This is a genomic window from Chromobacterium vaccinii, from assembly GCF_000971335.1.
In the GTDB taxonomy this organism is placed as follows: Bacteria; Pseudomonadota; Gammaproteobacteria; order Burkholderiales; family Chromobacteriaceae; genus Chromobacterium; species Chromobacterium vaccinii.
The window spans coordinates 26,692-41,211 of sequence record NZ_JZJL01000022.1; the positions used below are offsets into that span (position 1 = coordinate 26,692).

Consider the following 14,520-nt stretch of genomic DNA (forward strand, 5'->3'; position numbering starts at 1 on the left):
AGGAAACAAAGAAGACCAACGGGGTGGGCAACGAGGTGTCGATAGATATGACGCTTGAAGATCCTGCTCCTTTAATTTTGCACAGATTACTTTTCAGTTGTCAACAATATTTTTAAGAAAAGGGCTCAGACCGGCACCGCGACAGGCGCAGCGCAACCGGAGCCCGAACCGATCTGGCTTGCGCTGCATTACTCCTGCCGGGCGCGCCCAGCTTGGCTAAATATGGAACCTCTCTACCACGCCCCTGAGCTTAGTAGCTTGGTGGTTTAATTCATCCAAGGTCGAGCTAGCACTCTGCGAGACCTCCGACGCGGAACGAGTCATGCCCTCGATGCGCTCGGTGGTGTCGACGACGTTGCCGACTGCAGTGGATTGCCCCCAGGTGATGTAGATAATTTGCGCGAAAGCCTCCACTGCCCGCGGCATTAGCCCATCGATGCCCTCGATCTCGCTTGCCGAGCTCCGAGCCAGGCCCACGCCCTGATCCACGGCGCTCCGCGCCTGCTGCGGCATGCCCTGAGTTTGCGGTGATTTCGGCCATGGCCTGAGCCGTGCGTTCTGCCAGCTTGCGCACCTCGCCCGCCGCCATGGCAAAGCCGCGGCCTTGAACACCCACGCGAACGGCCTCAAGACAGCATCTGCACCAGCAGATTCGTCTGGTCCGCGATGACCGGCTGGAGGCAGAAAACAACAGGTAGCCTGGCGAGGGGGATGCTTGGAAGCGCATCACGCAGATGCCGCCTTCTGGCCGCGCGGACTCACAGCGGCCGAGATGGATCGAATCCGCTTACACAGCGGTTACCGGATCCGGAAAAGCAAAAAGGCCAACTTTGAAAAGTTGGCCTAAGTGCTTGCTTTATTTGGTTGCGGGGGCAGGATTCGAACCTACGACCTTCGGGTTATGAGCCCGACGAGCTACCAGACTGCTCCACCCCGCGTCTGAATTCTGTTCTGCGTTTCGTGCAGAGAAGTGAACTATACCGAACAGTGGATTTACTGTCAACAGCTACATGAAACTTTCTTTAAAACCCATCGCACTTCGACTTCATAATCTTTAACAGATGCCGGCGGCAAAAACATAAGCGGTCAACAAAAAGCCGCTACATTGACATCGTGGTCGGCGTTGATGCGAAAGCAAAGACGACCAGCTTGCCATCCGGGTCTGCCAACCTGATGGAGAGCCAACCGGCCTCTTGTGCATTTTGACAGGTGTTGCAAGCTGCATGCGACTGCCAGCGCGTACAGCCCAGGCGATGCCTGTTCTCCTAAGTGTTCATCACGGAACTTCGGGCCGCCTCGCGCGGCCCTCTTTTTTTGTCCAACCAGCTGATTGTATACCAAATAGATACAAAATGCCAATAAAATACCAGTTTCTCAGCTGCTGGCAATCGCTCGCGGCAGCCCTGCCCCCATTCGCTTGCGCATCAGCAAGGTCGCCGCGGTCAGCGCACCCATCACGCCATAACTGATCCAAGGCAACAGCAGCACCGAACGCTCTACCGGCCAATGCCAGGCCAGCCAGCTGCGCAGCGCCATTTCCGCCACCAAGCCCACACCCCACATCACAGTCATCGTCCGCATACCACCACGGAAAGCCGCCTGCTGCCACAGCCGCTCGCAGCGCTCCCGACCTCCCTCTTCCTTGCGCTCTATCGTCGCCCTCGCCAGATAGAAGACCAACGGACGCGGCAACAACAAGGACAACAGGAATGCCGCGCCGAACAAACCCGTCAGCAGGGATTCGCGCAACAGCAGCATTTTCTCTCCGCCGCCCAGCAACATCGCCAGCAGCGACAGCGCGATCCCCAGCAGCACCATCATGCCGAGCGCATCCACCCGTCGCGTCCGCCACAGCTCCCACAAGCTCCAGACTATCGGCGGCACAGCCGACAGCAGCAAGCCGCCCATTTCGCCCCAATGCGGCTTGGCCCAATGGTAACAAAGCCAGGGCAGCAGAAAATTGACGACCAGTTCGAGCAGCAGCAAGGCGCGTCGCGGCATGGCGCGGACTCCAAAATAAAATCGTTACAGTGCAGACCCATCATGCAATTGTCAATGCGGAGCCATCCTCGTCGCCGCGCAAAAAACCAAGCCCCGCTCTAGGCGGGGCTTGGCGCGCCGGCGCGCCGGCCGACGATTCGGAATTGGGAAGACTCAGGCCGCGGCCTGAATGAATCCATTGGCCGGATACATCGCGCTGGCCAATCCTAGCGCGGACTTGAAAGTCACTTCAAACATCTTGCCGACCTGGCGCACGCTGATCACTTCATAGTGAACCACGTCGCCGCACTCCTTATGTTCGAAAACTTTGTAGCCCGGCTTCAGTTGCGAGATTTTCATAATTCAATCCTTATTCTTTTTTTCGATAAAAAACAGATAGATATTCGTTGTTTGTCAGTGTTCGCCGGAAAAAGTTCCAACCAGGCGCACAGTCAATCTGTTGCCTGCCTGCAATCTAGCAGGCGTGGATGACAAGCCCGTGACGAAGTCCATCATCCGCAAGCGCCCATTACCGCGCAATCCACCATGCTATAGCAAGCCGACGGTTCGCCGCAGCTGGACTTTTGTCAGTGTTCGCCACACGGCGATGACAAAAGACCGTGGCGGCGGTCGGACAAGAAAACAGTCCCCGCCGCCTAGCAACTTTCCATAAGGGTAAAACAAGACCCCAGCTACCAATATGGCAACCGGGGCCAGGATAACCAAGCATCATCAAAATACCTGGTGATACTACTTATCCGCCATGACCTAGGTCAATGGCGGACGGCGGAAATCAGCCGACGCGCATGCCCGGCTTGACGCCTGCGTCCACGTCCAGCAGGAACAGGCCTTCGCTGTCGTCCACACCGGACGCGCAGACGATCATGCCCTGCGACACGCCGAAGCGCATCTTGCGCTCAGCCAGGTTGGCGACCACGATCACGTGGCGGCCGACCAGCTTTTCCGGCTCCTGATAGGCCTTGCGGATGCCGGAGAAGATGTTGCGGGTCTCGAAGCCCAGGTCCACCTTGAACTGCAGCAGCTTGTCCGAGCCTTCGACGAAGTTGCACTCCAGCACCTTGCCTACGCGCAGGTCCACCTTGGCGAAGTCGTCGATCTTGATGGTTTCGGCCAGCGGCTCGTGCGTGGCGGCGGCCGGCGCGTCTTGGGTAGCTTGCATATTCTGTTTGTTCGCTTCTATCAATTTGTCGATCAGCGCCGGGTCGATGCGCTGCATCAGGTGCTGGTAGGCATTGATCTTTTTGCCCAGCAGCAGAGTTTCCGCGTCGCTCCAGGACAGCGGCGACACATCCAGAAAGGCTTCCACGCCCTCGGCCAGCTTCGGCAGCACCGGCTTCAGGTAGATGGCCAGCAGGCGGAAGGCGTTGACCAGCACGGTGCACACGTCCTGCAGGCGCGCGTCCTGGCCTTCCTGCTTGGCCAGCTCCCACGGCTTGTTGGCATCCACATAACCGTTGACCACATCGGCCAGCGCCATCACGTCGCGCAGCGCCTTCGCGTATTCGCGCGCCTCGTAGGCTGCGGCTAGCTCTTCAGCCGCGGCCTGCAGCTTGGCCAGGATCTCGCCGTCGGATACCTGGGCGGCCAGCATGCCGTCGAAGCGCTTGGAGATGAAGCCGGCGGAGCGGCTGGCGATGTTGACGAACTTGCCGACCAGGTCGGAGTTCACCCGCGCGACGAAGTCGTTCAGGTTGAGATCGATGTCCTCGATGCGGCCGTTCAGTTTGGCGGCGATGTAGTAGCGCATCCACTCCGGATTCAGGCCGCAATCCAGATAGCTCTTGGCCTGGATAAAGGTGCCGCGCGACTTGGACATCTTCTGCCCGTCCACGGTCAGGAAGCCGTGGGCGAACACGCCGGTCGGCGAGCGCAGGCCGGAGTAATTCAGCATCGCCGGCCAGAACAGCGCGTGGAAATACAGAATGTCCTTGCCGATGAAGTGGTACATCTCGGTCTGGCTGTCCTTGGCGAACCACTCGTCGAAGTTCAGGCTCAGGCGCTCGCACAGATTCTTGAAGCTGGCCATGTAGCCGATCGGCGCGTCCAGCCACACATAGAAGTACTTGCCCGGCGCGCCCGGAATCTCGAAGCCGAAGTACGGCGCGTCGCGGCTGATGTCCCAATCCTGCAGGCCGCCGCCGATCCACTCGTTCATCTTGTTCAGCGATTCCGGCTGCAGATGCTGCTGCACGGCGCCGTCGGCGCGGCGGCTGGAGCCGCTAGTCCAGGCCTTCAGGAAGTCCGCGCATTCGCCCAGGCGGAAGAAGTAGTGCTCGGAGGTTTTCAGCACCGGCTTGGCGCCGGACACCGCCGAATACGGGTTCTTCAACTCGGTCGGCGCGTAGGTAGCGCCGCAGACTTCGCAGTTGTCGCCGTACTGGTCCTTGGAGGAACACTTCGGGCATTCACCCTTGACGAAGCGGTCCGGCAGGAACATCTGCTTTTCCGGGTCGAACAGCTGCTCGATGGTGCGGCAGGCGATCTTGTCGTCGGCCTTCAGGGCCAGGTAAACCTGCTCCGCCAGCGCCTTGTTTTCCGGGCTGTTGGTGCTGTAGTAGTTGTCGTGGCCGATCAGGAAACCCTGCGAATCGGCGACGTGCAGCTCGCGCACTTCATTCACCAGCTGCTCGGGCGTGATGCCGCGCTTCTCGGCGGCCAGCATGATGGGCGCGCCGTGGGTGTCGTCGGCGCACACGTAATAGCATTCGTGGCCGCGCATCTTCTGGAAGCGCACCCAGATATCGGTCTGGATCTGTTCCAGCATGTGGCCCAGGTGCAGCCCCGCGTTGGCGTAAGGCAGCGCGCTGGTCACCAGAATCTTGCGTTTGGTCATTCGGATCATTTCCCAGTCAGGCAATCTCAAGCGATCGATTATAGAGACAGAACGGACGGGCGGCCATCGCGCCGCGCCGCCGATATTGCCGCGCACAAAAAACACAAGCCCGGGACGCGCGGCGGCCGGGCTTGTGATGGTCTAAACGGACGGATCAGGCGCTCTGGCCAGCCAATTCGCCCTGTTGTTCCGCCGGCGCGGCGCGCTCGGCCATCGCGATGCCCACCATCTTGCGGCCCAGCAGCACATAGGCCAGCGAGAAGCACAGCGACAGCACCGCGAAGCCGACAAGCCCGCTGGTCTGGTACACCTGGCGGAACAGCTCGATGCCCGCCGCGTAGCCGGCCATCGAGATCATGCTCATGCTGGCGGAAATGGTGCCGCGGCCGGCCAGGTCGCAGGACATCAGCGCGAATCGGTACAGCACGCCGAAAGCCAGGCCTTCGCCGAAAGCCATCAGGCTCATGCCGGCCACCATCCAATATTGCGGCACGGACGAGAACAGCACGCCGCCCACCATCACGGCCAGGCCGCCGACGATAGGCCACATGCCCACCAGCGCGGAGCGGCCCAGCGGCCAGCGGTCGGCGATCACGGCCAGCGCCAGGTTGCCGGCGATCAGGCCGCCGAACACCGGGAGCTGCATCAGGCCGTACTCGACAGTGCTCATGTGCAGGTCGCGCACCAGCAGCACCGGCGATAGCGCGATCCAGCCCATCAGCGGCAGCGCCAGCAGCGGGATGCACAGCGCGGCCAGCACGAAGCGGCTATGGCCGAACACCTTCAGGTAGTCTCGGCCCATGCTGGACAGCGGCAGCTTCTCATGGCTGGGCTCGACGGTTTCCGGCATCCGCAGGTACAGGCCGATCAGAGCCAGGAAAGACAGGCCGGCGATGAACAGGAAGCCGCTGCGCCACGGCGCCAGCTCCAGCAGCGCCGCGCCGGCGAGCGGGCCGACCAGCGGCGCGATCAGCGCCACATTGGCCATCAGCGCGGTCACGCGCACGGCGGCGCTTTCTTCAAACGATTCCTGCAGCGAGGCGTAGCCGACCGCGTTGATGAAGCACAGGCCCACGCCCTGCAGCAGGCGCAGCGCGATAAAGGCTTCGATCGAGCTCACCAGATAGGTGGCCAGGCAGGCGATGGTGAAGTAAGCGACGCCGAACAGCAGCACCGGACGGCGGCCGATGCGGTCGGACAGCGGGCCGGTCAGCCACGGCAGCAGCGCGCCGCCGATCAGGAAGGCGGTCATCGACGTCGGCGCCCAGGAGGCGTCGACCAGAAACTCGCGGGTCACCGCCAGCATGGCGGGCTGCACCATGTCGTTGCAGATGTAGACGGCGAATTCGAACAGGACCAGGGCCAGCGGGAACAGCAGATTGGCCCAGGTAAGCTTGGCGTGTTTGGACTGCATAAAGCGGAGAAAGCCTTTCGATCAAAGAGCAGGGCCCGCGGCCTGACGGGGCCGAGCCTTGGAACGCAAGCGTCGCGCATTGCGTAAAGAACCGGTAATACTACGCTTTTCAAAGACTTTTATCAAAAAAAACTTATAAACCAAGCCCTGATACACAATAAATTCCCTGACCGACGGAAGCCCGCAGGAGTAAGATGCGGACATCGCCAAGCGCGATGCGCCCGAGACAAAATCCGATTAAAATTGTCGGAAATATCCATCCGGAACCTCGCATGTTCTCCAAACTCACCCGCCTGTTCGGCGGCCAAGCCGACCGGGCCACCCAGAACGAAACCATGGCACAGCTCGAAAACCAGATCCTCGAAATCCTGAAGCCGCTGATCGACGCCAATACCGGCAAAAGCTACATAGCGGCCAAAAACGTCAAGAATCTCAAGTGCGGCGACGCCGAGATCAGCCTGGACGTGGTGCTGGCCTACCCGGCCAAGAGCCAGTTCGACGCCGTCCGCCAGCAGTTCGAGGCGGCGCTGGCGCCATTGGCGGAAGGCCTCGCCGTCAAGGTGGCGGTGAGCAGCCAGATCGCCAGCCACTCCGCCCAGCGCGGCGTGCCCTTGCTGCCAGGCGTGAAGAACGTCATCGCCGTCGCCTCCGGCAAGGGCGGCGTCGGCAAGTCCACCACCGCCGCCAACCTGGCGCTGGCGCTGGCGGACGAAGGCGCGCGAGTCGGCCTTCTGGACGCGGACATCTACGGCCCGTCGCAACCGCTGATGATGGGCTTGCAGGGCCAGCGTCCGGAATCGGTCGAGGGCAAGCTGACGCCGCTGTCCAATCACGGCGTGCAGACCATGTCCATCGGCTACCTGGTGGACGCCGATCAGGCGATGGTATGGCGCGGCCCGATGGTCAGCCAGGCCTTGCAGCAACTGTTGAACGACACCCGCTGGGACGATCTGGACTATCTGGTGATCGACATGCCGCCGGGCACCGGCGACGTGCAGCTGACGCTGTCGCAAAAGGTGCCGGTCACCGGCGCGCTGATCGTCACCACCCCGCAGGACATCGCCCTGCTGGACGCGCGCAAGGGCGTCACCATGTTCCAGAAGGTGGGCGTGCCCATCCTGGGCCTGGTGGAAAACATGGCGATCCACATCTGCTCCAACTGCGGCCACGCCGAACACATCTTCGGCGAAGGCGGCGCCGCCAAGATGGCGCAGGACTTCGGCGTGGACCTGCTGGGATCGCTGCCGCTGGATCTGGCCATCCGCCTGGCGGTGGACGAAGGCAAGCCCAGCGTGGCGGCCGATCCGTCCGGCAAGCCGGCCGAGCTGTACCGCGCCATCGCCCGCCGCGTGGCGGTGAAGGTGGGCGAAAAGGCTCAGGACTTCTCCGGCAAGTTCCCCAAGATCGTGATCCAGAACAACTGAGCCGCAGCATGATCGCAATGTACGATTCCGGCCTGGGCGGGTTGTCGGTGTGGCGCGCGGTGCGCGCCGCCCTGCCCGACTGGCCGATCACCTATCTGGCCGACCAAGCCTATTGCCCGTACGGCCCGCGCGGCCGCGACGAGATCATCGCCCGGGCGCTGAAGGTGGGGCATTATCTGGTCAGCCAGGGCGCGACCATCCTGGTGGTGGCCTGCAATACCGCCACCACCGCCGCCATCGCCGCGCTGCGCGCCGAACTGTCTCTCCCCATCGTCGGCATCGAGCCGGCGATCAAGCCCGCCGCCGCGATGAGCCGCACCGGCCGCATCGCCGTGCTCGCCACCGAATACACGCTGGCCAGCGCGCGCGTGAAAACGCTGCTGGACGACCACGCCGATGGCGTGGACGTGCTGCGCCGCGCCGGCCACGGCTGGGTGGAGCAAGTGGAAGCGGGCGAGCTGTCCAGCGAACGCACCCGCGCGCTGGTGCGCAGCGTGGTGGAGCCGCTGATGAACGAAAACATCGACCACATCGCGCTGGGCTGCACCCACTACCCGTTTCTCGAGCCGCTGATCCGCGAGGTCACCGGCAACGGGATCCAGCTGTACGACCCGGCCGAGGCCATCGCCCGCCGCGTCGGCGACCTGCTGCGCCAGCACGGCTGCGATAGCCAGGGCGACCGCTACTACCGCTTCATCACCACCTCGGCCGACGCCGGCGAAATGGCGCTGCGGCTGCCGCAGCTCATCGGCCATCCCTACCCGGTGGAGTCGCAAGCGCTGGATTGAGCGCTTCTCCCGCCGCCGCAGCGACGCTAGAATGGCGCGGCAACCCTTTGCCTCAGGTTTCATCATGAAAACAAGATTGCTGTTACTGCTGCTGTCGGCGCTGAGCCTCCCCGCGCTGGCCGCGCCCTCCTGTCGCGACGTCGCCGCCAAGGTCAATCTGCAGGCTTCCCGCCAGCTGGACGTGGCCGAGCTGGGCGACATGCTGCAAAGCCTCAGCCGCGACGGCCGGCTGCCGGACAAGTTCGTCACCAAGCGCCAGGCCCAGGCCGCCGGCTGGAAGCCGGGACGCAGCCTGTGGACCGCGCCCGGCCTGCAAGGCAAGTCCATGGGTGGCGACCGCTTCGGCAATTACGAAAAACGCCTGCCAGCCGGCCAGTGGCAAGAGGCCGACCTGGGCTACACCGGCGGCAAGCGCGGCGCCAAGCGCCTGCTGTTCAGCCGCCAGGGCCAGCGCTTTGTCACTGTGGACCACTACAACAGCTTCATCGAGGTCGCGCCATGCAAGTAAAAATATGCGAGCTGCGCCATATCCGCAGCCTGGAGCAGTTCTACGACGAGCTGGAGCGCCAGCTGTCGCTGCCCGCCCATTTCGGCCGCAACCTGGACGCGCTGTACGACAGCCTGGCCAACGATGTGGCCGGCCCGTTCGAGTTGCTTTGGCGCGATACCGAGGAAGCCCGCCGCGGGCTGGGCGCCGACGTTTACGCCACCGTGCTGGAAATTCTGCAAACCGTCGCCGAAGAGCGCGGCGACGTCACCCTAGACATCCACCACTGATCCCCGCCCGCCGCGTTGTCGCAGCGCTACACGAACGGCATCAACGCGGCAGCCCTCGCCATGCGATGCGCTTCTTTAGCGCATCATGGAATTCTTAAGTCTTTAAGATCATTGCGAAATATTCGAATTCGAACAGCAATTGTCGAAATCCCGTCAAGACAACCTCGTACTAACACTCTATAATCGCTAACCTTCAGCCGGCTGCTCCTGTCGGACAACAACAGGTACAAGTCCCTGAAAACGGGCTAAAAACAACAAAGTAGCCCGGCCGCTACATGGCGAAACATGCCGGACACACGGCACGCACACATGACTCCCTCCATTAAGCCGCATGTCATGTCATGAAAATGCGACGCTCGTTTGAAAACGTCTCAAGAACAGGCAGGAACAACTGAATGAAGTCTAAAAAACTCACGGCCTTGATTCTGGTCGGGATGCTGCTGGGCATCCTCGTAGGCTACCTCTTCCGCCAACACGCCGGCGATGACGCCGCCGCGATCAAATCCTTCGTCGAAGGCATGTCCATCCTCACCGACATCTTCCTGCGGCTGATCAAGATGATCATCGCCCCGCTGGTGATCTCCACGCTGGTGGTAGGCATCGCCAAGATGGGCGACGCCAAATCGGTGGGCCGCATCGGCGGCAAGACCATGGGCTGGTTCATCTGCGCCTCGCTGGCGTCGCTGACCCTTGGCCTGATCATGGTCAACATCCTGAAGCCGGGCGTGGCGCTGAACCTGCCGCTGCCCGACATGCACGCCGACTCCGGCATCAAGGCCGGCGCCATTTCGCTGAAGGACTTCGTCACCCACGCCATTCCCAAGAGCGTGTTCGAGGCGATGGCCAACAACGAAATTCTGCAGATCGTGATCTTCTCGGTGTTCTTCGGCAGCGCGATGGCGGCTCTGGGCGAGCGCTCCAAGGCGCTGATCGACGTGATCGACGTCGTCGCCCACGTGATGCTGAAGGTCACCAGCTACGTGATGAACTTCGCCCCGCTGGCGGTGTTCGGCGCCATCGCCGCCACCGTGGCCAAGGAAGGCCTGTCCATTCTCGGCACCTACGGCAAATTCATGGCCCAGTTCTATCTGTCCATCGGCATCCTGTGGCTGCTGCTGATCGCCGTCGGCGTGCTGATCGTCGGCCCGCGCCTGTTGCACCTGATGGGCATGATCAAGGAGCCGCTGCTGCTGTCGTTCACCACCGCCAGCTCGGAAGCCGCCTATCCGAAGACCCTGGAACAGCTGGAACGCTTCGGCGTATCCAACAAGATCGCCAGCTTCGTGCTGCCGATGGGCTATTCGTTCAACCTGGACGGCTCGATGATGTACTGCACCTTCGCGGTGATCTTCATCGCCCAGGCTTACGGCATCGATCTGACGCTGGCCCAGGAAATCTCCATGCTGTTGATCCTGATGCTGACCTCCAAGGGCATGGCCGGCGTGCCGCGCGCGTCGCTGGTGGTGATCGCCGCCACCCTGGCGCAGTTCAACATTCCGGAAGCCGGCCTGCTGCTGCTCTTGGGCATCGACCACTTCCTGGACATGGGCCGCTCCGCCACCAATGTGGTGGGTAACTCCGTCGCCACCGCCGTGGTCGCCAAGTGGGAAGGCGAACTGAAGCGGCACTGAGCCGCTGTCGCCCCCGCGTCAACGCCACCCTTCGCGGTGGCGTTTTTCATGGACGGAAAGCTGCAAGAAACTATTGACAGTTCACGCTCGCACGGACATAATGCGCTCCTCGACTGACGCCGGAGAGGTGGCAGAGTGGTCGAATGTACCTGACTCGAAATCAGGCGTACGTGCGAGCGTACCGAGGGTTCGAATCCCTCCCTCTCCGCCAGCGACACTTTAAAATCAATAGCTTTAATTGATTTTATTCCACATAAAAGCCCACAAAAAATTGTGCTGCGCTCGTGGATTAGAGATGATGATTAGCCCCCTGCTCATTGAGCATGGGGCGTTTTATTTTATACGTCTCTGCGTCTATGTTAACTCTTCAAACCCTGACCTCCTCCCGCAAAAACGTAGCGGCGAAAAGTAGAGATTTCTGGCAAATTTAAGCCCATCCGGGCAGGAGATTTGTCATGAAAAAATCGAAGTTCACCGAAGAACAGATTGCCTTCGCCTTGCGCCAGGTGGAGTCCGGCACCACCGTCGCCGAGGTCTGCCGCAAGATGGGTGTCTCCGAAGCCACCTTCTACAACTGGAAGAAGCAATACGGCGGCCTGGGTGTCTGCGAATTGCGCCGCCTGAAGCAACTGGAAGAAGAGAACGCCCGCCTCAAGCGCATGGTTGCCGACCTGAGCCTGGACAAGCAGATGCTGCAGGAAGTCATCCAAAAAAAGCTGTGAGGCCAGCCCGCAAACGCGAGTTGGCCAACTTCCTGATCGACGCCTACCGCGTCAGCATCCATCGCGCCACCGCGGTCATTCAACTGCGGCAAGCTACCTATTTTTATCGCCCTCACCCTCGAGACGATCGTGCGGAGCGGCAGCGAATCCGCGAGATCGCCGCCACCCGCATTCGTTATGGCGCGCGCCGCATCCACGTCCTGCTGCGGCGTGAGGGCTGGCAGATCAATCACAAGAAGACCTACCGGATCTACTGCGAGGAGGGTTTGAACCTCCGGCGCAAACGGCCCAAGCGGCGAGTGGCGGCCGCGCACCGGCAAGCTCGGCCGGCGGTCTCCAGTTTGAATGCCTGCTGGAGCATGGATTTCGTCGCCGATCAGTTGTTCAACGGCCAGAAAATCCGGGTCTTGACTGTGGTGGATAATTTTAGTCGGGAGAGCCTGGCGATCACGGTGGATTTCGCGCTGAAAGCCGCAGACGTGGTTGCTACGATGCAGCATGTGCAAGCCTTGCGCGGGACGCCGCAACGAATTCAGGTCGACAACGGCAGCGAGTTTATTTCCCTGGCGCTGGACCAGTGGGCCTATGAGCAAGGCGTCACGCTGGACTTCTCACGACCAGGGAAACCCACGGATAATGCCTTTATCGAGTCATTTAACGGCAGTCTGCGGGATGAGTGCCTGAATGTGCATTGGTTTTTATCGCTGGATGACGCACGTGAAAAGATCGAGCGTTGGCGGCAGGATTACAACGAATTCAGGCCGCACAGTTCGCTGGGCGACCAGACCCCGAGCGAGTTCAGACTTGCTCACCTTGAAGCCGGAAATCTCTAGACTAGACTGCTCGGTTAGTCGGGTGGAGGTCAATTTTTGCGGGAGGAGGTCAAACTGTTAAGTCAACTCGGTATTCCTCTCTCTGCAGGAATCGCTCCTCCGAGTCAGAAATTTCGAGGAACGCCTGCAGATGATCTTGGGTTTCGTGTAGAGTTTGGAGTGATATATATCGATACCGCATAAGCACAGTTTTCAAGACCACTATTTGTTGTCGAGACAGCCCATTACTAGATTTAACCACGGAGGATGATAACTGTAAATTCGACATAGCATTTCTCTCATTCATGCTTATTCCGCAATAAAGCTTCAGCAATCGGAGCATACTCGGGAGCAGGCTCTTCAGACCAGTTATTCTCCTGAGCCAAGAGCCTAGCCTTGTACTCTGCCATTTCATAAAGGGGGTAAATATGAGAAGGCAGAAGATCCCTTGCATTGTGTATTGACCAGCCGACAAAATCGCCAGCGGAGTTACGTTCTATTTCAATGTGGTATCTTGACATAAAAAACTCCTTCTCTTTTCAGCAGGCATACAAGTTTGTAGATGGTATAGCACAGTTGAGACTGACTATTACCACTTGCGCCACAAAAGACAATGGAATTTTGCCAAGATTTCCTTATTACAAAAATGACAAATAACTTCCACCACCTAATCCAATATCAAAAACAGCCATCACACTTAAAAATTGAATAAGAACTGCTGCATTAATCACTTTTTACATAAAACTGAGACATAAATCATACCATTAGGTATGGTCTGATCAAGTCGTTCTCAAAAATTCGCCAGATCGAAAATCATAGACTTCCAGATATTGTCTGGTAAGTTTTTGGACTCGCCAGGACAGTTTATAGCAGCAGGTTAAGAGCGGCTAACAAAACCCCTGATGCTGCGTTGCACCGACTTGCCGTACTGCTTGTGCTGTCTGCGTCGGCGCGCCTTGCCTCAACCGTAAAACTGATTTTTGTTAGCCACTCTAAATCATTTTCTGGGCAAGCTCTGTGCGTTAACGCACAGAGCTATTTATACTTAGTCAATACAATTTATCATGGCGCTGTTGCACAAATCCTACCCCACCGCAGCTTGGTAAGATAGTGGCATGACCAAGCCTGCTCCAAAGCGCTACCGAACGACCAACTGGAACGCCTACAACCAAGCCCTGATCCAACGCGGTTCTCTGTCCGTCTGGCTGGACACGAGCATGTCATGGCGGGCGACGCCAAGGGGCAAACGCGGCCGGATGCAGACCTATAGTGACCCCGCCATTCAATTCTGCCTGACCATCAAGAACCTATTTGGACTAGCGTTGCGGCAGACCATCGGTTTTATTCAAAGCCTGTTCAAGATGGCAGGCCTGGACTGGAGCGTCCCCGACTACAGTACGTTATCCAGACGGCAGCAGACCCTGCAGGTCAGGATTCCCTACCAGAAAAGCTCAGGCGCACTGCATCTGCTGGTGGATAGCACAGGCATCAAGATGCTGGGCGAAGGCGAGTGGAAAACCAAGAAGCATGGCGCGGAATATCGCCGGCAATGGCGTAAGGTGCATCTGGGTATCGATGCGGAAACCCTGCAAATCCGCGCCATTGAAGTCACGGACAATCGCAAGGGCGATGCGCAAATACTGCCTTCGCTCTTGGCGCAAATCTCCCCAGATGAGCCTATAGCCTGCGTGAGCGGCGACGGCGCTTTCGATACCAAGGCGTGTCATGAGGCGATAGCTGCGTGCGGCGCAATTGCGTGCATTCCCACGCGCAAGAATGCGCGGCCATGGAGGGGAGGTTCGCTGGGCGTGCTGGCTCGGAACGAGATTCTGCGGGCCGCCAAGCGATTAGGCAGGGCGATCTGGAAACGATGGACCGGCTACCATCGCCGCAGCCTGGTGGAAACCAAGATGCATTGCTTCAAACGGCTGGGTGAAAGGGTGACGGCCCGGCATTTCGATGGTCAAGTGGCAGAGCTGCAAGTGCGTGCTGCCATCTTGAACCGCTTCAGCATGCTGGGCCGGCCATACACGGTGGCGATGGCGTAAATCGGTTTTGGGAAAGGGGAAACTCGTCCTACCTGGGATTTGTGCAACAGAGCCCCACGCTGGTACATGA

At 59.8% G+C, this 14,520-nt stretch carries 13 protein-coding genes and 2 tRNA genes; 8 read left to right on the forward strand and 7 right to left on the reverse strand.

Annotated features, from left to right (window positions below):
• Nucleotides 1–286: 286 nt before the first annotated feature.
• The 6 genes from VL52_RS25680 to VL52_RS12300 form a co-directional block, all read right to left on the reverse strand.
• Complete coding sequence (locus tag VL52_RS25680) at nucleotides 287–727, reverse strand: methyl-accepting chemotaxis protein (protein ID WP_144410235.1); 441 nt, start codon at nucleotides 725–727, stop codon at nucleotides 287–289.
• Nucleotides 728–861: 134 nt separating this feature from the next.
• Nucleotides 862–938: transfer RNA gene (locus tag VL52_RS12280), tRNA-Met, on the reverse strand.
• 436 nt (nucleotides 939–1,374) lie between these two features.
• Complete coding sequence (locus VL52_RS12285; protein WP_046157305.1) at nucleotides 1,375–2,001, reverse strand: VC0807 family protein; 627 nt, start codon at nucleotides 1,999–2,001, stop codon at nucleotides 1,375–1,377.
• A gap of 153 nt (nucleotides 2,002–2,154) precedes the next feature.
• The gene (locus VL52_RS12290; protein ID WP_021476952.1) at nucleotides 2,155–2,340 is read right to left on the reverse strand and encodes a hypothetical protein; all 186 of its coding nucleotides are present in this window, start codon (nucleotides 2,338–2,340) and stop codon (nucleotides 2,155–2,157) included.
• Nucleotides 2,341–2,773: 433 nt separating this feature from the next.
• Entirely contained in the window at nucleotides 2,774–4,843 is a 2,070-nt protein-coding gene (gene metG, locus VL52_RS12295; RefSeq protein ID WP_438939062.1) for a methionine--tRNA ligase, read from the reverse strand.
• A gap of 145 nt (nucleotides 4,844–4,988) precedes the next feature.
• On the reverse strand, nucleotides 4,989–6,248 hold the full coding sequence (locus tag VL52_RS12300; RefSeq protein ID WP_046157307.1) for an MFS transporter: 1,260 nt from the start codon (nucleotides 6,246–6,248) through the stop codon (nucleotides 4,989–4,991).
• A 272-nt stretch (nucleotides 6,249–6,520) separates the two neighbouring features.
• Here VL52_RS12300 and apbC point away from each other — a divergent pair, with 272 nt between their 5' ends.
• From apbC to VL52_RS12340, 7 genes are all read left to right on the forward strand, one after another.
• Nucleotides 6,521–7,672: an iron-sulfur cluster carrier protein ApbC gene (gene apbC, locus VL52_RS12305; RefSeq protein ID WP_082107149.1), complete on the forward strand. Its 1,152-nt coding sequence runs from the start codon at nucleotides 6,521–6,523 to the stop codon at nucleotides 7,670–7,672.
• 8 nt (nucleotides 7,673–7,680) lie between these two features.
• Nucleotides 7,681–8,460, forward strand: a complete 780-nt coding sequence (murI, locus tag VL52_RS12310; RefSeq protein ID WP_046157308.1) for a glutamate racemase — start codon at nucleotides 7,681–7,683, stop codon at nucleotides 8,458–8,460.
• Between the two features lie 64 nt (nucleotides 8,461–8,524).
• Entirely contained in the window at nucleotides 8,525–8,968 is a 444-nt protein-coding gene (locus tag VL52_RS12315; protein WP_052729277.1) for a ribonuclease domain-containing protein, read from the forward strand.
• Complete coding sequence (locus VL52_RS12320; RefSeq protein WP_046157309.1) at nucleotides 8,959–9,237, forward strand: barstar family protein; 279 nt, start codon at nucleotides 8,959–8,961, stop codon at nucleotides 9,235–9,237. The genes VL52_RS12315 and VL52_RS12320 overlap by 10 nt, the downstream gene beginning before the upstream one ends.
• A 395-nt stretch (nucleotides 9,238–9,632) precedes the next feature.
• Nucleotides 9,633–10,868: a dicarboxylate/amino acid:cation symporter gene (locus VL52_RS12325; protein ID WP_046157310.1), complete on the forward strand. Its 1,236-nt coding sequence runs from the start codon at nucleotides 9,633–9,635 to the stop codon at nucleotides 10,866–10,868.
• 121 nt (nucleotides 10,869–10,989) lie between these two features.
• Nucleotides 10,990–11,079: transfer RNA gene (locus VL52_RS12330), tRNA-Ser, on the forward strand.
• 244 nt (nucleotides 11,080–11,323) lie between these two features.
• Nucleotides 11,324–12,423 (forward strand): IS3 family transposase gene (locus VL52_RS12340; protein WP_144410233.1). Its coding sequence is split into 2 segments (ribosomal slippage): nucleotides 11,324–11,585 and nucleotides 11,585–12,423, totalling 1,101 coding nucleotides; the frame shifts between segments, so codons are not numbered across the junction.
• A 278-nt stretch (nucleotides 12,424–12,701) separates the two neighbouring features.
• Here the strand turns inward: VL52_RS12340 and VL52_RS24530 are convergent.
• A complete protein-coding gene (locus VL52_RS24530) occupies nucleotides 12,702–12,923 on the reverse strand; it encodes a hypothetical protein (RefSeq protein ID WP_144408787.1) in 222 nt (73 codons plus the stop codon).
• A 594-nt stretch (nucleotides 12,924–13,517) separates the two neighbouring features.
• Here VL52_RS24530 and VL52_RS12345 point away from each other — a divergent pair.
• Complete coding sequence (locus tag VL52_RS12345) at nucleotides 13,518–14,450, forward strand: IS5 family transposase (RefSeq protein ID WP_046157313.1); 933 nt, start codon at nucleotides 13,518–13,520, stop codon at nucleotides 14,448–14,450.
• Nucleotides 14,451–14,520: the final 70 nt, after the last annotated feature.